The following is a 19,347-nucleotide window of genomic DNA, read 5'->3' as shown; positions in this document are numbered from 1 at the left end:
CCGGGAAGAAGTGGGAGCGAAGTCGTGCACAAGGGCTTTCGGCCAGGGACCAACCCGGCTAACGTCCCTCCCGTACGCCCCTGAGGTGTACAGGTCAGGAATTCCCGGTTCGGTCCCCTTCCGCCCGACGACCAGCGTGACGGCGCACGCCGGTCCCCGGACAACCCGGCGCGGCACTCCTGGGAGCACCCCCAGGAGCGGCCGCCCGATCGAGGCACCAGGCAACTCGCCCGTACCCCGGCCTTCTCCGGAGGACATTCGTGCACAGGACAAAGCTCGGAGCACGCAGGAAACCCACGGCACACAAGGCACTCGCGCTCCTCACCGGCGGCCTGCTGGCCGCGACGTCGATCGCCCTCGGCGCCCCACCGGGCATGGCGGCCGGGGCACCCGCCACCGCGGCGGCCGGTGAGCAGTTCCAGCAAGTCACCCTCGCCAAGGGCGGCGAGGAGGTCGGCGAACCGATGTCGCTGGCCGTGATGCCCGACCGCAGCGTGCTGCACACCTCCCGCAACGGCCAACTGCGGCGCACCGACGCCGCCGGGAACACCGAGGTCATCGGCACCGTCCCGGTCTACTCCCACGACGAGGAGGGCCTGCAGGGCATCGCCCTCGATCCGGACTTCGCGCGCAACCGATCCGTCTTCCTGTACTACGCGCCCCCGCTCGACACCCCCGCCGGGGACGCGCCCGACGACGGCACCCCCGCCGACTTCGCGCGGTACGACGGCGTCAACCGGCTCTCGCGGTTCACCCTGAAGCCGGACGGCACGCTCGACAACGCCAGCGAGAAGAAGGTCATCGACATCCCCGCCACCCGCGGCATCTGCTGCCACGTCGGCGGTGACATCGACTTCGACGCGCAGGGCAACCTGTACCTGTCGACCGGAGACGACTCCAACCCGTTCGCCTCCGACGGCTTCACCCCGATCGACGAACGGCCCACCCGCAACCCCGCCTACGACGCGCGCCGCACCTCGGGCAACACCAACGACCTGCGCGGGAAGATCCTCCGCATCAAGGTCGCCGAGGACGGCTCGTACACGGTGCCCGACGGCAACCTCTTCGCCCCCGGCACGGCGAAGACCCGTCCCGAGATCTACGCGATGGGCTTCCGCAACCCCTTCCGCTTCAGCGTCGACAAGAAGACGGGCGTGCTGTACGTCGGCGACTACGGGCCCGACGCGGGCGCCGCCGACCCGGCCCGCGGCCCGGCCGGCCAGGTCGAGTTCGCCCGTGTGACCAAGCCCGGCAACTTCGGCTGGCCGTTCTGCACCGGCGACAACGACCCCTACGTCGACTACGACTTCGCCACCAGGATCTCCGGCGCCCCCTTCGACTGCGCGGCGCCGAGGAACGACTCGCCGCACAACACCGGCCTGGTCGACCTCCCGCCGGCCGAGCCCGCGTGGATCCCCTACGACGACGGGTCACTGCCCGCGTTCGGCTCCGGGTCGGAGTCGCCGATGGGCGGACCGGTGTACCGCTACGACCCCGCGAACCCGTCACCCGTGAAGTTCCCGGAGGCGTACGACGGGGACTTCTTCGCCGGCGAGTTCGGGCGCCGCTGGATCAAACGCGTCGAGCACGACGCCGACGGGACGGTGCGGTCCATCGACCCGGTGCCCTGGACCGGCACCCAGGTGATGGACATGACCTTCGGCCCGGACGGCGCGCTGTACGTCCTCGACTACGGCACCGCATGGTTCGGCGGCGACGAGAACGCGGGCCTGTACCGGATCGAGAACGCCACCGGCGGCTTCTCGCCGGTCGCCGAGGCATCGGCGAACAGGACGTCCGGCACGGCGCCGCTGCGGGTCGCCTTCTCGTCGGCGGGCACCACCGACGCCGACGGCGACGCGCTCACCTATAGCTGGGACTTCGGCGACGGCACCGCCACGTCGACGGCCGCGAACCCGGTGCACACTTACCGGAAGAACGGCACCTACACCGCCACCGTCACCGCGCGCGACCCCTCCGGCCGCACCGGCTCCGCGAGCGTACGCGTCGTCGTCGGCAACACGGCCCCCAAGGTGACGCTCGACCTGCCCGCCGAGGGCGCGCTGTTCGCCTTCGGCGACGAGATCCCCTTCAAGGTCACCGTCACCGACCCGGAGGACGGCGCGATCGACTGCGCCAAGGTCAAGGTCACCTACATCCTCGGCCACGACAGCCACGGCCACCCGGTGACCTCGGTCCAGGGCTGCTCGGGCACCATCAAGACCTCGGCGGACGGCGGCCACGACCCCAACGCCAACATCTTCGGCGTCCTCGACGCCGAGTACACCGACGGCGGAGGCGGCGGCCAAGCGGCGCTGACCAGCCACGACCAGGCGCAACTCCAGCCCCGGCACCGCCAGGCCGAGCACTTCTCGGCACAGTCCGGCATCCGCACCCACGACAAGGCCACCGCACACGGCGGCCGTACGGTCGGCGACATCGACGACGGGGACTGGATCTCCTTCACGCCCTACCACCTGACCGGGTCCACCAAGCTGACCGCCCGGATCTCGTCGGCCGGCGCGGGCGGCTTCCTCGAGGTGCGCGCCGGATCGGCGACCGGCACCCTCCTCGGGTCCGCCCCGGTGCCGGTGACCGGCGGCTGGGAGACCTTCCAGGACGTCGACGTCCCGCTGCGGGCCGTCCCCAAACGCACCACCCAGCTGTTCCTGGTCTTCAAGGGCGGGGCGGGAGCCCTCTACGACATCGACGACTTCGAGCTGTCGAACACGCCGGTGGACCGCACCGCCAAACGGGTCCTGGTCTTCTCCAGGACCGCCGGCTTCCGGCACGACTCCATCCCGGCCGGCATCGCCGCCCTCAAGGAACTGGGCGCGTCCAGCAACATCACGGTCGACGCCACGGAGACCGCCGCGCAGTTCACCACCAGCAACCTGGCCCGGTACGACGCGGTGGTGTTCCTGTCCACCACCGGTGACGTCCTCGACGCCGGGCAGCAGAAGGCGTTCGAGCACTACGTCGCCACCGGCGGCGGGTACGTCGGTGTCCACGCCGCCGCCGACACCGAGTACGACTGGGAGTTCTACGGCGGCCTCGTCGGCGCCCACTTCGCCTCCCACCCGCACATCCAGAAGGCCACCGTCCGCGCCGAGGACCACCGGCACCCCGCCACCGCACACCTCCCCGCGGCCGGCTGGGAACGCACCGACGAGTGGTACAACTACCGCACCAACCCGCGCGGCCAGGCCCGCGTCCTCGCCACCCTCGACGAGACCACCTACGAGGGCGGCACCATGAAGGGCGACCACCCCATCGCCTGGTGTCAGAGCTACCAGGGCGGACGCTCCTTCTACACCGGCGGCGGCCACACCGCCGCGTCCTACGCCGAACCCGCCTTCCGGCAGCACCTGCTCGGCGGCCTGCGGTACGCCACCGGACAGGTGAAGGCGGACTGCGCGCCGCGCACCGGCCACCGCCCCCTGTTCAACGGACACACCCTGGAGGGCTGGAAGCAGGCCGGGCCGGGGAGGTTCACCGTCGTGGACGGCGAGCTGCGCACCGAGGGCGGCATGGGGATGCTCTGGTACCAGGCGAAAGAGCTCTCGTCGTACTCGCTGAAGCTGGACTGGCGGATGACGGACGACGACAACTCCGGCGTGTTCGTCGGGTTCCCGGCGTCCGACGACCCGTGGTCGGCCGTGAACAAGGGCTACGAGATCCAGATCGACGCCACGGACGCGGCCGACCGCACCACCGGCGCCGTCTACGGCTTCAAGTCCGCGAACCTCAAGGCCCGCGACCGGGTCCTGCGGCCCCCGGGCCAGTGGAACAGCTACGAGATCAAGGTCCAGGGCGAGCGGCTCCAGGTGTTCCTCAACGGTGTGAAGATCAACGACTTCACCAACACCGACCCGGTCCGCAGCCTGAGGGACGGCCACATCGGCATCCAGAACCACGGCGCCGACGACCAGGTGTCCTTCCGCGACATCCAGCTCAAGGAGCTGCCCTCGTCCTCGTAGGGGACCGCTCCGGTCAAGCCGGCGGCGGGCGGGGAGGCGCCGTACCCCCCGCCCGCCGTCTCCAACGCACCACACCCAGGGAGGCTGGCCATGCTCGAAGAACGCCGTGTCGGAGACGTCGGTGTCTGGTTCGTCGGGGCCCGGGGCTCCGTCGCCACCACCGCCGTGGCGGGGTGCGCGGCCGTCGCCGCCGGGCTGCACCCCCCGGTGGGCATGGTCACCGAGACCCCGCCGTTCGCCGCGTCCGGCCTCCCCTCCCTGTCCTCCCTCGTCTTCGGCGGGCACGACACGGCGACGTGCCCGCTTCCCAAGCGGGCGGAGGAACTCACCGCGGCCGGAGTCCTCCCGCACGGCCTGGCCGCCGCCGTACGCGGTGAACTCACCGCCGCGGACATCGACATCCGCCCCGGCGGCCCCTCGGCCGGCGACACCCGCACCGACGACGAACTCGTCGCGCGCTTCGCCTCCGACATCACCGACTTCACCCACCGCCACGGCCTCGCCCGCACCGTCGTCATCAACGTCGCCTCCACGGAACCCACCCCCGCACCGGACGACCCGCGCCCGGCTCCCAGCTCCCTCTACGCGGCCGCCGCGCTGCGCGCCGGCTGCCCCTACGTCAACTTCACCCCCTCCACCGGGGCGCGCACCCCGGCCCTCGCCGACGCCTTCGCGGCCCGGGGACTTCCCCACGCCGGGCGGGACGGCAAGACCGGCCAGACGCTGCTCCGCTCCGTCCTCGCCCCGATGTTCACGCAGCGGGCCCTCGCCGTACGGGCGTGGTCGGGCACGAACCTGCTGGGCGGCGGGGACGGGGCCGCGCTGGCCGACCCGGCCGCCGCGGCCGCGAAGAACGCCGGCAAGGAGCGGGTCCTCACCGACACGCTGGGCCACGCCCCGGAGGGCGAGGTCCACATCGACGACGTACCGTCCCTCGGCGACTGGAAGACCGCCTGGGACCACGTCGCCTTCGACGGGTTCCTCGGCTCGCGCATGGTCCTGCAGACCATCTGGCAGGGCTGCGACTCGGCCCTCGCCGCGCCTCTGGTCCTGGACCTCGCCCGTCTGGTCGCCCGCGCCCACGAGGCCGGCCTGTCCGGGCCGCTGCCTGGGCTCGGCTTCTACTTCAAGGACCCCGACGGCGGGCCGGCGGCCCTGTCCGAGCAGTACACCGCGCTGCTGTCCTTCGCCGCGCGGCTTGGGGACGCCCGGTGACCCGCGCCCGGGGCACCGCGGACGGGGCCGGAGGGGGAGCGGCGGGGCCGGCGGGAGCGGACCCGGCGGGCCGGGCCGGTGAGCGTACCGGGGTGCGCCCGCGCGGGACGCGGCGGCGGGCCTGGGCGGAACTCCTGCGGGTGTCCGCCCTGTTCTCGGTGCCCGGCGACGCGCTCGCGGGCGCCTCGGCCGTGGGCCTGCGCCCGAGCCGGCGCACCGCGCTCGCGATCGGCTCCTCGCTGTGCCTGTACGAGGCGGGCATGGCGCTCAACGACTGGGCCGACCGCGACGAGGACGCCGTCGACCGCCCGCACCGCCCCGTCCCGTCGGGCCGCGTCACCCCCCGCGCCGCCCTGGCCGCGTCAGCGGCCCTGACGGCCACGGGCCTGGCGCTCGCCGCCCGCGCGGGCCGCGCGCCCCTGGCGGTGGCGACCGCGCTGGCCGCGACGGTGTGGGCGTACGACCTCCGCCTGAAGCACACCCGTGCCGCCCCGGCCACGATGGCCGCGGCTCGCGCCCTGGACCTCCTCCTCGGCGCGACGGCCACGGTCGCCGCACCCGTCACTCGCGCCGCGCCCACCGACCATGCCGCCCCCGCGCGGCGCCCCCACCGCCGTCCCCCGGCCCCCGCGCCCAACGGCCGGAGGGGGCCCGGCCGCCGGGTCCCGGCGGTGGCCGCCCTGCCGTCCGCCGCCCTGCTCGGAGCACACACCTACGCGGTCACCGCCGTGTCCCGTCATGAGGCGCACGGCGGTTCGACGACCGCCCCGCTCGGGGCACTCGCGGCCACCGTCCTGCTCGGCGCCGTGGCGTCCCGCCCCCGGGGCGGTGCGGCCGGCGACCGCACCCGGACGGCGGCGGCCCTCACCGCGGCGGCCTACCTCCGCACCGCCGCCGTCCCCCTCCTCCACGCGGCGCTCAACCCGTCGCCACCCCTCACCCGGCGTGCCGTCGCAGGCGGCATCCGGGCCATGATCCCCCTCCAGGCCGCGCTCGCCGCCCGGAGCGGGGCCACCCTCACCGGGCCGGCCCTCATGGGACTCGCCCCGCTCGCCCGCGCCCTCGCCCGGAAGGTGAGCCCCACATGACCGAGCCCACCAGGGCCCCCGGTGCCACCACCGGCCCTCGCGCCACCGAACCGCCCACCACCGGCCCCTCCGACGCCGGCTCCCGGGCCGCCGATCCGCCCACCGCCGAACCGGGGCCCGGCGTCCGCGCCACCACCCCGCGCTTCGGATACGGCACCAACGGCCTCACCGACCTCCGCCTGGAGGACGCCCTCGTCCTCCTCGCCGACCTCGGCTACGACGGCGTCGGCCTGACCCTCGATCACATGCACCTCGACCCCCTCGCCCCCGACCTGGCCGCCCGCACCTCCCGGGTCGCCCGCCGCCTCGGCGACCTCGGGCTGGACGTCACCGTCGAGACCGGCGCCCGCTACGTCCTCGACCCGCGCCGCAAGCACGGGCCCTCCCTCCTCGACCCCGACCCCGAGGGACGGGCCGCCCGCACCCGCCTCCTGCTCCGCGCCGTCCAGGTCGCCGCAGACCTCGGCGCACACGCCGTCCACTGCTTCAGCGGCGTCGCCCCCGACGACCTCCCGCCCACCGACACCACCACCGCGTGGAAGCGGCTCGAGGAATCACTCACACCCGTCCTGGACGCGGCGGCCACCGCCCGCGTCCCCCTCGCCGTCGAGCCCGAACCCGGCCACCTCCTCGCCACCCTCGCCGACTTCCACCACCTCCGCCGCCTCCTCGGCGATCCCGCGCCCGGCCTCCTCGGCCTCACCCTCGACATCGGCCACTGCCAGTGCCTGGAGCCGGCCGCCCCGGCCGACTGCGTCCGCGACGCCGCCCCCTGGCTGCACCACGTCCAGATCGAGGACATGCGACGCGGCGTCCACGAACACCTGCCCTTCGGCGACGGAGAGATCGACTTCCCGCCCGTCCTCCAGGCCCTCACCGCCACCGGCTACCAGGGCTTGACGGTCGTCGAACTGCCCCGCCACTCCCACGCGGGGCCCGAACTCGCCCGCCGGTCCATCGACTTCCTCCGCCGGCAGACCGGCGGCAAGGGGGCGACGACACCGTGACGACCACTCGCGAGGAACTGGCCCACCGGCTCCACGACGCCGCCCGCGCCTGGCTGGACGAGGGCCTCACCGAGGCCGCGCACGCCGCCGGAGCCGCACCTCCCGCCACGCCCGGTGCCGTGCCCGCGTGGGAACTGCGGTTCGCCTCCGCCGGCCGCCACTGCGGCCCGGAGCACGCCGACTCCGTACGCGCCCTCCTCCTGACCGAGGCCCGCGCCGACCCGGACACCCTCAGCCGCCTCTACCGGCACGGCACCGCCGCCGAGCGGCGCGCCGTCCTGCTCGCCCTCCCCTCCCTCGTACCGGGCCCGACGGCCCTGCCCCTGGTCGAGGACGCCCTGCGCACCAACGACACCCGGCTGGTCGCCGCCGCCGTCGGCCCCTACGCGGCCACCCACCTCGACCCGCACGCCTGGCGCCACGCCGTCCTCAAGTGCCTCTTCACGGGCGTCCCCGTCGACACCGTCGCCGACCTGCCCCGGCGGGCCCGCCACGACACCGAACTGGCCCGGATGCTCCGCGACCACGCCGACGAACGCACCGCCGCCGGCCGCCCCGTCCCCGCCGACCTCCACCGCGTCCTCGCCCTGACCGTCCCCCCGGAGGAGTCCTGATGCGCATCTTCGACCCGCACATCCATATGACCTCCCGCACCACGGACGACTACGAGGCCATGTACGACGCGGGGGTCCGCGCCCTCGTCGAACCCTCCTTCTGGCTCGGCCAGCCCCGCACCTCGCCCGCCAGCTTCCTCGACTACTTCGACGCGCTGCTCGGCTGGGAGCCCTTCCGCGCCGCCCAGTACGGCATCGCCCACCACTGCGCCCTGGCCCTCAACCCCAAGGAGGCCAACGACCCCCGCTGCACCCCCGTCCTGGACGCCCTGCCCCGCTACCTCGTCAAGGACTCCGTCGTCGCCGTCGGCGAGATCGGTTACGACTCCATGACCCCCGCCGAGGACACCGCCCTGGCCGCCCAGCTCCAGCTGGCCGCCGACCACGGCCTGCCCGCCCTCGTCCACACCCCCCACCGCGACAAGCTCGCCGGCCTGCGCCGCACCGTCGACGTCATCCGCGAGTCCCACCTCCCCCCGGAACGGGTGCTGCTCGACCACCTCAACGAGACCACCGTCAAGGAGGCCGCCGACAGCGGCGCCTGGCTCGGCTTCTCCATCTACCCCGACACCAAGATGGACGAGGACCGCATGGTCGCCGTCCTGAAGAACCACGGAACCGAACGCGTCCTGGTCAACTCCGCCGCCGACTGGGGGAGGAGCGACCCCCTCAAGACCCGCAGGGTCGGCGACGCCATGCTCGCCGCCGGCTTCACCGACGACGACGTCGACCAGGTCCTGTGGCGCAACCCCGTCGCCTTCTACGGCCTCAGCGGACGGCTCCACCTCGACCTCCCCGACCCGGGCACCCTCCACGAGGGCAACTCCATCCTCCGCGGCGGGGAATGAGAGGAGCCGGCCATGCGCTTCCGCCACCCGGACGGCTCGACCGTCCACCTCGCCTACTGCACCAACGTCCACCCCGCCGAAACGCTCGACGGCGTCCTCGCCCAGCTGCGCGACCACTGCGAACCGGTCCGCAGACGCCTCGGGCGCGACCGTCTCGGCATCGGACTGTGGCTCGCCCGGGCCGCCGCGCGGGCCCTGACCGACGACCCGGCCGCGCTGCGCCGGCTGCGCGCCGAACTCGACCGCCGCGGCCTGGAGGTCGTCACCCTCAACGGCTTCCCCTACGAGGGCTTCGGTGCCGGCGAGGTCAAATACCGCGTCTACCGCCCGGACTGGACCCGCCCGGAGCGTCTGGCCCACACCACCGACCTGGCCCGCCTGCTCGCGGCGCTCCTGCCCGACGATGTCACCGAGGGCTCGGTCTCCACCCTGCCCCTCGCCTGGCGCACCCCCTTCGACAGCGCCGCCGCCGCGCGCGCCCGCACCGCGCTGCTCACCCTCGCCGACCGCCTGGACGCCCTCGAAGAGCTGACCGGGAAGTCGCTCCGCGTCGCCCTCGAACCCGAACCCGGCTGCACCATCGAGACCACCGCCGACGCGATCGGCCCGCTCACCGAGGTGTCCCACCCCCGCATCGGCGTCTGCGTCGACACCTGCCACCTCGCCACCTCCTTCGAGGACCCGCACACCGCGATCGAAGCCCTGGTGGCCGCCCGCGTCCCCATCCCCAAAGCACAGCTCTCCGCCGCACTCCACGCCGAACACCCGCACCTTCGCGAAGTCCGCGCGGCTCTCGCCGCCTTCGCGGAACCGCGCTTCCTCCACCAGACCCGCACCAGCACCTCCGCCGGCCTGCGCGGCACCGACGACCTCCCCCAGGCACTCGACGGGGAGACGCTCCCCGACGGCGGCCCCTGGCGGGCCCACTTCCACGTCCCCCTGCACAGCCCGCCCGCCGCGCCCCTCACCTCCACCCTCCCCGTGCTCCGTGAGGCCCTCGGCCGGCTCGTCGGCGGGCCGGCGCCCCACACCCGCCACCTCGAAGTCGAGACGTACACCTGGCAGGCCCTTCCGCCCGGCCTGCGGCCCCGCACCCGCGGCCGGCTCGCCGACGGCATCGCCGCCGAACTCGCCCTCGCCCGCGACCTCCTCACCGACCTCGGCCTCAAGGAACTGCCATGAACCGGCCCACCCCCCTCCTGGTGCTGGACGTCGTCGGCCTCACCCCCCGGCTCCTGCGCCACATGCCCCGCCTCGAACGGCTCGCCGCGACCGGCTCCCGGGCCCCGCTCGGCACCGTCCTGCCCGCCGTCACCTGCGCCGCCCAGTCCACCTTCCTCACCGGCACCCTCCCCGCCGAGCACGGCATCGTCGGCAACGGCTGGTACTTCCGCGAGCTCGGCGACGTCCTGCTGTGGCGCCAGCACAACGGACTCGTCACCGGCGACAGACTCTGGGACGCCGCCCGCCGCGCCCACCCCGGCTACACCGTCGCCAACATCTGCTGGTGGTACGCCATGGGCGCCGACACCGACATCACCGTCACCCCCCGCCCCGTCTACTACGCCGACGGCCGCAAGGAACCGGACTGCTACACCCGGCCCCCGGCCCTGCACGACGAACTCACCGCGACCTGCGGCACCTTCCCCCTGTTCCACTTCTGGGGACCCGGCGCCGGCATCGTGTCCAGCCGGTGGATCACCGACGCCACCCGCCACGTCCTCCACACCCGCACCCCCGACCTCGCCCTGAGCTACCTCCCGCACCTCGACTACGACCTCCAGCGCTACGGCCCGGACGACCCCCGCTCCCACCGGGCCGCCGCCGAGCTCGACTCCGTCATCGCCCCCCTCCTCGACGACGCCGAGGCCGAGGGCCGCACCGTCGTCGCGCTGTCCGAGTACGGCATCACGCGCGTGAACCGGCCCGTCGACATCAACCGCGCGCTGCGCCGCGCCGGCCTGCTGGAGGTCCACACCCAGGACGGCATGGAGTACCTCGACCCCATGGCCTCCCGCGCCTTCGCCGTCGCCGACCACCAGATCGCCCACGTCTACGTACGACACCCGGAGAACCTGGCCGCCGCCCGCGAAGCCCTCGCCGGCCTGCCCGGCATCGAGACGCTCCTCGACGACGAGGGGAAGAAGGCCCACGGCCTGGACCACCCCCGCTCGGGCGAGCTGGTCGCCCTCGCCGAACCGGACGCCTGGTTCACGTACTACTACTGGCTCGACGACGCCCGCGCGCCCGACTTCGCGCAGCTCGTCGAGATCCACCGCAAGCCCGGCTACGACCCCGCCGAGCTGTTCATGGACCCCCATGACCCCTACGTCCGCGTCAAGGCGGCCACGGCGCTGGCCCGCAAGAAGCTCGGCATGCGCTATCGCATGGCGGTCGTGCCCCTCGACCCCTCACCTGTCCGCGGCAGCCACGGCCGCCTCCCCACGAGCGACGACGAAGGTCCGCTCATCGTGTGCTCCACCCCCCGCACTCTGCCGGGCCGCGTCGCGGCCACCGACGTGAAGTCCCTGCTGCTGCGGCTCGCCGGTCTCCACTGATCCCCAGCGACCTCCAGTGAAGCAGAAGCCACCGACAACGAGGAGTTATCCACATGCCGCGCACGCCCAGGACCACCGACCCCGAACTCGTCCACAGGCTCAGCAGGCGCGACATGCTCGGCGTCGCCGCCGGAGCCACCGCCGCCGCCCTGCTCGGCGGCACCGGAACCGCCTCTGCAGCCGGCCCCGCCCCGGCCGCCGGGACCGGCACGAACACCGGGCACGCCATGGATATTGGACACGGCCACGGACGAGGCCGCCCCGTCCTGCCGCCCGGACGGCTCGGTATCCAGCTGTACTCCCTGCGCGACAAGGTCTCCACCCTCGGCTTCGCCAGGGTCTTCGAGGAGCTGCGGCGCTTCGGCTACGACGAGGTCGAGTACGCCGGGTACTCCCAGGGCTCGGCCGGCCCCCTCACCCTCGCCCAGCTCAAGCGGCTGACCCGCGACAACGGCCTGCGCGCCATCGGCAGCCACGTCGGCTACCACTCCTCCGACCCCGGCGCCTACACGTTCGCCCAGAACCTCACCCGGGTCCTCGACGACGCCCAGGCCCTCGGCCTGAAGCACATCGGCACCGCCTCCGGCCCCTGGCGCTACGGCGCCACCGTGGACGGCTGGAAGCGCTGTGCCGAGGAGTTCAACCACTACGGCGCCGAGGCGAGGAAGCGCGGCATGAAGTTCTACCAGCACAACCACGCCGAGGAGTTCTCCTTCGCCACCGACCGTCCCGACGTCCGCCTCTACGACGTCCTCCTCGCCGAGACCGACCCCGACCTCGTCTACCTGGAGATGGACATCTACTGGGCGTACGCCGGCCGGTTCCGGTTCGGCAGGCGCGCCGACGGCACGCCCGCGCCCTTCGACCCCCTCGCGTACGTCCTGAGGCAGCCCGACCGGTACCCGCTCTTCCACGTCAAGGACGGGGAACGCGACGAGTCCGCCCGGGACGGCTACCGGATGGTGGACGTCGGGGACGGGGACATCGACTACCAGCGCTTCATGTCGGCGGTCGGCCGCACCCACGGCGGTCGGCGCGACCACCACTGGCAGGCGGAGCACGACAACCCGGTCGACTCCCTCACCTTCGCCCGCAAGGCGAGCGCGCACCTCCACTCACTGCGCGAGAGGGACTGCTGAGCCGAGGCACCGCTCCACGTCCGGCCGGCCGGCCGCGGGCCCGCCTCGATGCGGCGGGCCCGCGTCCGGCCGGCGAAGTGCCTTCCGATCCGTCCGTGTGCGGCCCCGACCGTCCGTGCGGCCCTCACCGTCAGTACGGTGCCGGAAACCCTGCGTACGCGGTGCGGGAGTGGCTCCGCGAGCCCCCGCCCACCCTCCTGACCACGGGATATACAGGTGAAGGGCACCTCGAACCCCTGGTAGAGTTATCCATGTCGCCGCGGGGAACGCCCCGCGAAGCGGCGGACACCTTGTCCGGGTGGCGGAATGGCAGACGCGCTAGCTTGAGGTGCTAGTGCCCTTTATCGGGCGTGGGGGTTCAAGTCCCCCCTCGGACACCACACCAGTTAAAACCCCAGTTCATCTGGGGTTTTTCTGTTTTTCCCGGCGGCGGGTGCCGACGGACGGCGGCGGCCGCCGGGACGACGACGCTGTCGTCCCGGCGGCCGCCGTTCGGCGAGCGGGTCGGCTACCACTCGGCGCCGATGGCCCCGCCCTTGTTCCAGCCGCCGGCGGCGATCTTCGAGCCGCCGGCCGACTCAAGGGCGGCGAACTTGCCCTTGTCCCACTCGACGGCGTGGAACTTGCCGTGGGCGTCGTCGTTCTCGTAGCCGTCAGCGGCGGCGGGGGCGGTGCCGAGCGCCAGGGCAGCGGCGACGAGAGCCGTGCAGGCAAAGGCCTTCCTGAGCATGTGTTCCTCCGTGGACGCGCCGCCCGGTCCGTCCGGGCGGGGTTCGCAGGGAGGGGTTCCCGCGATCGCGGGGACCGGCGCGCCCCTCGGGGCGGATCCCACCCTTTCGAGGGGTGCCCGGTCAGCGCATTTGGCGGCGTACCAGGTCGTACAGGTGACCGTCCGGGTCGGCGAGGAGCGCGGCGGGCGGACCTTGCTCGACGACGCGGCCGGCCGACATGACGATCACCCGGTCGGCGTCCATGACCGTCGACAACCGGTGGGCGATCACCAGCCGGGTGGCGTCCAGGCGGCGCGTGGAGTCGATGACGACGCGCTGCGTCTCGTTGTCCAGCGCGCTGGTCGCCTCGTCCAGGAACAGGATCCGGGGCCGGCGGATCAGGGCCTGGGCGATCATCAGCCGCTGGCGCTGGCCGCCGGAGACCGCCCCGCCGCCGGCGATCATCGTGTGCAGGCCCATAGGCATCCGCCTGATGTCCTCCGCCAGGCCGGCCATCTCCGCGGCGGCCCACACCTCCTCCTGGGAGAAGGACTCCGCTCCGCCGATGCAGTCCAAGATGGAGCCGGTCAGCGGCTGGGCGTTCTGCAGGACGACACCGCACTGGCGCCGCACCGCCGCCTGGTCCAGGGCGGTCAGGTCCTGGCCGTCGTACAGGACGCTGCCCGAGAGCGGCCGGTCGAAGCCGATGAGCAGGCGCAGCAGCGTCGACTTGCCGCAGCCGCTCGGGCCGACCACCGCCACGAACTCGCCCGGGCGGATGTCGAGTGACACGTCGTCGAGGACCAGGGGCCCGTCGTCGGAGTAGCGGAAGGAGAGGTTGCGCGCCTCCACGGCGCCCGACAGGACACCGGGCGGGGTGGTCGACCCGCGGACCTCGGGCGCCTCCTGGAGGACCGGCTTGACCTGCTCGTACAGGGGCAGCGCCGCGGCGGCCGAGACCAGGGCGCCGGTGACCTGCGTGACGGAGGTCAGCAGCATCGTCACCGAGGTGCTGAACGTCAGGAACCCGCCGGCGGTCATGCTGCCGCGCGCCGGGCCCGCCAGCAGCATGAACATGATGAGCGAACACAGCGGCAGGTACACCGCGTCCAGAACGGTGGTGATGTTGCGGATGCGGCCCGCCTCGCGCTGGAGCTCGCGCGAACGGGCGAACCGCCGCGCCCATGCGGCGTACGCGAAGCTCTCCGCCGCCGCGACCCGCAGTTTCGGCAGCCCCCGCAGGATCTGGAACGCCTGGTTGTCGAGCTTGTTGTGCAGCTCGACCAACCGCCGCTGCCGGCGCACCTGCCACAGCCCGAGCACCAGGAACACGACCGTGACGACCATCAGCATGGCCATCGCCGTCAGGGCCAGTGGGACGCTGAGGCAGAGCAGCAGCACCACGTTGACCGCGCCGACCGTCGTCGCCTGCACGGTCACCGGGCCGATGCCGGTCAGGACGCGGCGGATCGCGCTGATCCCCATGGCGGCGCTCGCCAGCTCGCCGGTGGAGCGCTCGGCGAAGAACCTCGTCGGCAGCCGCAGCAGCCGGTCCCACACGGCAGGCTGGAGGACGCTCTCGACACGTCCCTCCATCCGCAGCACCGTCAGGTTCTGCATCAGCGTGAACGCGGCCGACACCACGCCCGCCACCATCACGGCCAGCGCCAGCTGAGCGATCGGGTCCGTCCGCCCGGCCGGCACGTACACGCCGAGGATCCGCCCCGTCGCGACCGGCACCAGCGCGCCCAGCCCCACCGTCACCAGCCCGGCGAGGGCCAGCCTGCGGGCGTCGCCCCCGGCGCCCCGCAGGCTGAAGCGCAGCAGCCGCGCCGGTGTCATCGGCCGCTCGGGCAGCGGCCGGTAGAACATCACCGCCCGCGGTTCCAGCTCGGCGGCCTTCCTCTCGTCGATCCGCAGCCGCAGGCCCGACGCCGGGTTCACCGCCTCGTACCGGCCACGCCGCCACAGCAGCGCCACCGGGGCGCCGGACTTCGCCCAGTGTCCCACCAGGGGCCCGGAGTCGGTCCGCCACCAGCGCCCCTCCAGCCGCACCGACCGGGTGCGGACCCGGGAGGCGAGTGCGATGCGCTCCACCGCGCCGGTCCGCTCGTCGGTGACACCGCTCGCCGATGGTTCGGCCAGGGTGATCCCGGCCGCCCGGGCGACGTGCCGGCACACCGCGAAGGTGGCGTCGTCGGACGCCCCGCGGGTGTTCCTCCGGCCCGTGCGCCCCGGCCGGCCGATGGACGCCAGCAGCGCCTGGTCGGCCCGCGTACGGACCGCCTCACCCGCCCTGATCCCGGCCGCCGCCCGGTCCTCGTGGGCCCGCTCCAGCCGCTCGATCCAGCGGTCCACGGCGGACAGCAGCCGGTACTGCTGGTCCACCATCCGCTGCCACAGGGCGGCGTCGACGAGCAGGTCGCCCGCCGCCTCCGCGCCGTACACGGGGTGCGCGGCGCCGTGACGGACGCTGCCGGGCGGAACCGGCATCCACAGCATGTCGTCGTCGGCCGGGGCCCCGTCACCCCTGGCTCGCCCGTCGTCGAGCGGTGCCTCGAACAGCACGCCCAGGCTGCGGGCGGTGCCCAGGGCGACGGCGTGCTCCACGAGCGCCGCCGCGCCGTGCGTGCCGTGCGCGTCGTACGTGCGGTACGGGTCGTACACGCCGTACGGGTCATGGGCGCCGTACGCGCCGTACGGGTCGTGGCCGGCGGACAGCTCGCGCAGCGCTATCCGGCGCAGCGCGCAGTCCCGCGTCGGGCGGCCGACCAGTGTGTGCCGCGGTCCCTCGACGGGGCCGAGGAGCAGGCTCCCCGCCTCCAGGCGGCCCAGGAAGTGCCAGTGGCCCTGCTCGGCGGCGTCGACGGCGAACAGGTCGAGCCCGCCCGCCACGACCAGCCACAGCACGTGCGGCCCTTCCAGCGGCACGTTCCGCGGACCGGAACGGGGGACGGGCCGGCCCAGCTCGCCCAGGGCGTGGATGACCGGGTCGGCGGCCACCCCCGGGTGCCCGGACTCCGGGTGCGGGGACTCGGGACGCGGGGACACCGGGCGTACCGACTCGGGACGCGGGGACTCCGGGTGCGGGGACATGTCAGCGCTCCTCGACCAGCTCGGCGTACGCCCCCCGGGCGGCGAGCAGGTCCTCGTGGCGGCCCCGTTCGGCGACCGTGCCGTGGTCCAGCACCACGATCTCGTCGCTGTCGCGGACCGTGGACAGCCGGTGGGCGATCACCACGCACGCGCAGCCGCGCCGCCGCAGGTTGTCCATGACGACCTGCTCGGTGCGGGCGTCCAGGGCGCTGGTCACCTCGTCCAGCACGAGGACGCTCGGCCGCCGCACCAGCGCGCGGGCGATCTCCAGGCGCTGGCGCTGCCCGCCCGAGAAGTTGCGGCCGTCCTGTTCCACGCGGCTGTGGATGCCCCCGGGGCGGCGGGCGACGACGTCGTCGTACACGGCGGCGTCCCTGAGGGCGGCGACGACCGCGTCGTCCGGTACGGAGGGGTCCCACAGGGCGACGTTGTCCCGCACCGTGCCCTCGAAGAGGAACACGTCCTGGTCGACGAAGGACACGGAGGCGGCCAGCGCGCCGCGCGGGATGTCCTCCAGGCGCCGGCCGTCGATCCGGACCGTCCCCTCCCACGGGGTGTAGAGCCCGGCGATCAGCCGGGACACGGTCGACTTGCCGCTGCCCGAGCCGCCGACCAGCGCGACCTGCCGGCCGGGGCGCACGGTCAGCGAGAAGCCGCTCAGCAGCGGAGCGTCCAGCGGGCTGTAGCCGAAGGTGATGTTCTCCAGCTCGACGTGGCCCTTGAGGCGGCGGGTGTCGGCGACCGGCTCCACGCGCGCGTGGAGGGCGTCCGCGGGGAAGTTCTCGACGTCCTTCAGCCGGGCCACGTCGGCGGCGAAGTCCTGGATGCGGCCGGCCACCCCGCTCAGCCGGGTGAGGGGCGCGGTGAAGCGTGTGACCAGGGCCTGGAAGGCGACGAGCAGGCCGACGGAGAGGTGCCCCTCCACCGCCCGAAGACCGCCGATCCACAGGATGAGCGCGCTGTTGAGGGTGGCCAGGGCGGGGGCGACGACCGCCAGGGCGGCGCTGGGCACGCCGAGGCGTTGCTGCACCTCCAGGGTGGTGGCGTGCTGACCGGCCCAGCGGCGGAAGTACCCGTTCTCGCCACCGGTCGCCTTCAGGGTCTCGATCAGCTGGAGGCCCGTGTAGGAGGTGTTGGCCAGCCGCGCGCTGTCGGCCCGCAGCTTCTGGGTGTGCGTCGACCGCAACCGGATGACCGTCCGTATGGCGACGACGTTGAGCAGCGCCATCAGCACGCCCACCAGCGTCAGTTGGGGGTCGTACGTCCACAGCAGCAGCGCGTAGAGAACCACCACGACCCCGTCGACCCCGGCGGCGGCCAGGTCCCTCGCCAGCGTCTCCGCCACCGCGTCGTTGGACCGGAGCCGCTGCACCAGGTCGGCGGGGCTGCGCTGGGCGAAGAACGTGACCGGCAGCCTCATCAGGTGCCGCAGGAAGCGGGCGCTGCCGAGCGTGGAGGCGATGATGCGGCCTCGCAGCAGGTTCGCCTGTTGCACCCCGGTCAGCACGGCGGTCAGGGCGACCATGGCCGCCATCGCCGCGAACAGCGGGCCCAGCACCGAGGTTTGGCCACCGATCAGGAACATGTCGATGTACGTACGGCTCAGCGCGGGCAGCGCCGCGCCCACCGCGACGAGCAGGAGGCTGGCGAGCAGCGCCGCGAGCAGCGTGCCCGTCGTGCCGCGCAGCCGGGCGGGCACGGCGCTCAGGAATCCGGGTCTGCGGCCGCCCGGGCGGAAGCCGGGGCCGGGCTCGAAGACCAGGACGACACCGGTGAAGCTGGTGTCGAACTCCTCCGGCGGGACCAGGCGGCGGCCCTTGGCGGGGTCGTTGACGTACACACCGCGTCGGCCGGGGCGGCGCCCCGGCCCGTCGTAGACGACGTAGTGGTTGAACTCCCAGAACAGGATGGCCGGGGCCGGCACCCCGTCGAGCGCCCCGGGTTCCATCTGCATGCCCTTGGCGTTCAGGCCATAGGTCCGGGCGGCCTTCAGGACGTTGTCGGCGCGGGAGCCGTCGCGGGAGACCCCGCACGCGATGCGCAGCTCCTCCAGCGGCACGTGCCGCCCGTGGTGGGCGAGGACCATGGCGAGGCAGGCGGCTCCGCACTCCACGGCCTCCATCTGGAGCACGGTGGGCGTGCGGACGGGACGCCGCCGGCCGGCGGCGGGCCGCGCGGCCCTCGCCCGGCCCCTGGGAGCCGGTTCGGCGCGGCGCCGGCCGCCGGGCGCGCTCACGGCAGCAGCCATTCGGCCGGGTGCTGCGAGGCCAGGTGGACGGAGGCGCTCACCTGGGTCATGGAGTCGAGCGGGTACGCCGGGCCGCGGGACGTCGACCAGGCGTACCCGGTCCGCGTCGAGGGCGAACGTTCCAGCCGGACCACGACCGCCACGGGCCGGCCGGCGCGCGAGAACTGCTCGCCGAGCCGGCTGTCGCCGAGGAACGCGCCGATCTGCCGGGGGGTCCGGGGGGTCCGGCCGACGGACTTCACCCGGCCGCGCAGGACGCCGTACGTCTGTGCCGGTACGGAAGGGACGGTGAGGTCGACGGCGGCGCCCACGGGTACGGTGGCGCCGCGCTCCGCGGAGACGTAGACCGTCGCCGTAAGGGGGGCGTCCTCCGTGGCGACCCGCTCGACGGCCGCGACGTCCGAGCCGGTGGTGACCACGGAGCCGATCGACGCCACGAGTGTCGTCACCCGGCCCGCGGCGAGGGTGCGCACGACGGACGGACCCCGGGGGGTGCGGACCTCCAGCAGCGGCGCGCCGGCGGGGAGGTGGTCCCCCTCCTCGGCGAGCACTCGGACGACCTGCCCTGCGACGGGGCTCTGGAGGACGTAACTGCCGCCGCTGTGGGTGAGGACGCCGGGCGCGGTGAGTGTGGACGACACCGTTCCGGTGACGGCCCAGACGGCCGCGGCCGTCATGGCGACGACGGTGACGGCGAGTACGAGAAGGCCCTGCGGCCGGGCGAGTCGCACCGGCAGGTCTATTTCCTCGGGCGATTGCAGCTTGGAAAGGGCCTTTTGGCGGAACTGCACGAAACTCTTCCCTCGACTGCGCGTGTCCGGGTCAGGGGGCGAACAGAGCGGTG

At 73.8% G+C, this 19,347-nt stretch carries 13 protein-coding genes and 1 tRNA gene; 10 read left to right on the top strand and 4 right to left on the bottom strand.

The features are described 5' to 3' along the window. Nucleotides 1-260: 260 nt before the first annotated feature. The 10 genes from IE109_RS03570 to IE109_RS03525 all read left to right on the top strand — a co-directional run bounded on the left by IE109_RS03570 (nucleotide 261) and on the right by IE109_RS03525 (nucleotide 12,829). A complete protein-coding gene (locus IE109_RS03570; protein WP_189548968.1) occupies nucleotides 261-3,980 on the top strand; it encodes a ThuA domain-containing protein in 3,720 nt (1,239 codons plus the stop codon). Nucleotides 3,981-4,070: 90 nt separating this feature from the next. Continuing rightward, complete coding sequence (locus IE109_RS03565) at nucleotides 4,071-5,195, top strand: inositol-3-phosphate synthase (RefSeq protein ID WP_189548967.1); 1,125 nt, start codon at nucleotides 4,071-4,073, stop codon at nucleotides 5,193-5,195. A 92-nt stretch (nucleotides 5,196-5,287) separates the two neighbouring features. Beyond that, on the top strand, nucleotides 5,288-6,283 hold the full coding sequence (locus tag IE109_RS03560; protein WP_189549598.1) for an SCO3242 family prenyltransferase: 996 nt from the start codon (nucleotides 5,288-5,290) through the stop codon (nucleotides 6,281-6,283). After that, on the top strand, nucleotides 6,280-7,290 hold the full coding sequence (locus IE109_RS03555; protein ID WP_189548966.1) for a sugar phosphate isomerase/epimerase family protein: 1,011 nt from the start codon (nucleotides 6,280-6,282) through the stop codon (nucleotides 7,288-7,290). Before IE109_RS03560 ends, IE109_RS03555 begins: the two co-directional genes overlap by 4 nt. Beyond that, on the top strand, nucleotides 7,287-7,904 hold the full coding sequence (locus tag IE109_RS03550) for an EboA domain-containing protein (RefSeq protein ID WP_189548965.1): 618 nt from the start codon (nucleotides 7,287-7,289) through the stop codon (nucleotides 7,902-7,904). The genes IE109_RS03555 and IE109_RS03550 overlap by 4 nt, the downstream gene beginning before the upstream one ends. Next, nucleotides 7,904-8,752 carry a TatD family hydrolase gene (locus IE109_RS03545; protein ID WP_189548964.1) on the top strand — a complete coding sequence of 283 codons (849 nt, stop codon included), beginning with the start codon at nucleotides 7,904-7,906 and terminating at the stop codon, nucleotides 8,750-8,752. Before IE109_RS03550 ends, IE109_RS03545 begins: the two co-directional genes overlap by 1 nt. Before the next feature lie 12 nt (nucleotides 8,753-8,764). Continuing rightward, a complete protein-coding gene (gene eboE, locus IE109_RS03540; protein ID WP_189548963.1) occupies nucleotides 8,765-9,934 on the top strand; it encodes a metabolite traffic protein EboE in 1,170 nt (389 codons plus the stop codon). Continuing rightward, the gene (locus tag IE109_RS03535) at nucleotides 9,931-11,310 is read left to right on the top strand and encodes an alkaline phosphatase family protein (RefSeq protein WP_189548962.1); all 1,380 of its coding nucleotides are present in this window, start codon (nucleotides 9,931-9,933) and stop codon (nucleotides 11,308-11,310) included. Before eboE ends, IE109_RS03535 begins: the two co-directional genes overlap by 4 nt. A gap of 53 nt (nucleotides 11,311-11,363) precedes the next feature. After that, on the top strand, nucleotides 11,364-12,449 hold the full coding sequence (locus tag IE109_RS03530) for a sugar phosphate isomerase/epimerase family protein (RefSeq protein ID WP_189548961.1): 1,086 nt from the start codon (nucleotides 11,364-11,366) through the stop codon (nucleotides 12,447-12,449). 292 nt (nucleotides 12,450-12,741) lie between these two features. After that, nucleotides 12,742-12,829, top strand: a tRNA-Leu gene (locus IE109_RS03525). A 128-nt stretch (nucleotides 12,830-12,957) separates the two neighbouring features. Here the strand turns inward: IE109_RS03525 and IE109_RS03520 are convergent. From IE109_RS03520 to IE109_RS03505, 4 genes are all read right to left on the bottom strand, one after another. After that, a complete protein-coding gene (locus IE109_RS03520) occupies nucleotides 12,958-13,179 on the bottom strand; it encodes a hypothetical protein (RefSeq protein ID WP_189548960.1) in 222 nt (73 codons plus the stop codon). A gap of 121 nt (nucleotides 13,180-13,300) precedes the next feature. Then, entirely contained in the window at nucleotides 13,301-16,255 is a 2,955-nt protein-coding gene (locus tag IE109_RS03515) for an NHLP bacteriocin export ABC transporter permease/ATPase subunit (protein WP_189548959.1), read from the bottom strand. Nucleotide 16,256: 1 nt separating this feature from the next. Then, entirely contained in the window at nucleotides 16,257-18,503 is a 2,247-nt protein-coding gene (locus IE109_RS03510; protein ID WP_189548958.1) for an NHLP family bacteriocin export ABC transporter peptidase/permease/ATPase subunit, read from the bottom strand. Further along, nucleotides 18,488-19,294, bottom strand: a complete 807-nt coding sequence (locus IE109_RS03505; RefSeq protein WP_189548957.1) for an HlyD family efflux transporter periplasmic adaptor subunit — start codon at nucleotides 19,292-19,294, stop codon at nucleotides 18,488-18,490. Before IE109_RS03505 ends, IE109_RS03510 begins: the two co-directional genes overlap by 16 nt. Nucleotides 19,295-19,347 lie beyond the last annotated feature (53 nt).

Origin of the sequence: Streptomyces lavendofoliae (genome assembly GCF_014649735.1) — a bacterium.
GTDB lineage: Bacteria > Actinomycetota > Actinomycetes > Streptomycetales > Streptomycetaceae > Streptomyces > Streptomyces lavendofoliae.
This window is presented reverse-complemented; position numbering and strand designations above follow the sequence as displayed.

Bases quoted from the DNA above. Each gene is read 5' to 3' on its own strand.
- IE109_RS03555 (WP_189548966.1), top strand. From the start codon at position 6,280: ATGACCGAGCCCACCAGGGCCCCCGGTGCCACCACCGGCCCTCGCGCC.
- IE109_RS03565 (WP_189548967.1), top strand. From the start codon at position 4,071: ATGCTCGAAGAACGCCGTGTCGGAGACGTCGGTGTCTGGTTCGTCGGG.
- IE109_RS03535 (WP_189548962.1), top strand. From the start codon at position 9,931: ATGAACCGGCCCACCCCCCTCCTGGTGCTGGACGTCGTCGGCCTCACC.
- eboE (WP_189548963.1), top strand. From the start codon at position 8,765: ATGCGCTTCCGCCACCCGGACGGCTCGACCGTCCACCTCGCCTACTGC.
- IE109_RS03530 (WP_189548961.1), top strand. From the start codon at position 11,364: ATGCCGCGCACGCCCAGGACCACCGACCCCGAACTCGTCCACAGGCTC.
- IE109_RS03510 (WP_189548958.1), bottom strand. From the start codon at position 18,503: ATGGCTGCTGCCGTGAGCGCGCCCGGCGGCCGGCGCCGCGCCGAACCG.
- IE109_RS03545 (WP_189548964.1), top strand. From the start codon at position 7,904: ATGCGCATCTTCGACCCGCACATCCATATGACCTCCCGCACCACGGAC.
- IE109_RS03520 (WP_189548960.1), bottom strand. From the start codon at position 13,179: ATGCTCAGGAAGGCCTTTGCCTGCACGGCTCTCGTCGCCGCTGCCCTG.
- IE109_RS03515 (WP_189548959.1), bottom strand. From the start codon at position 16,255: ATGTCCCCGCACCCGGAGTCCCCGCGTCCCGAGTCGGTACGCCCGGTG.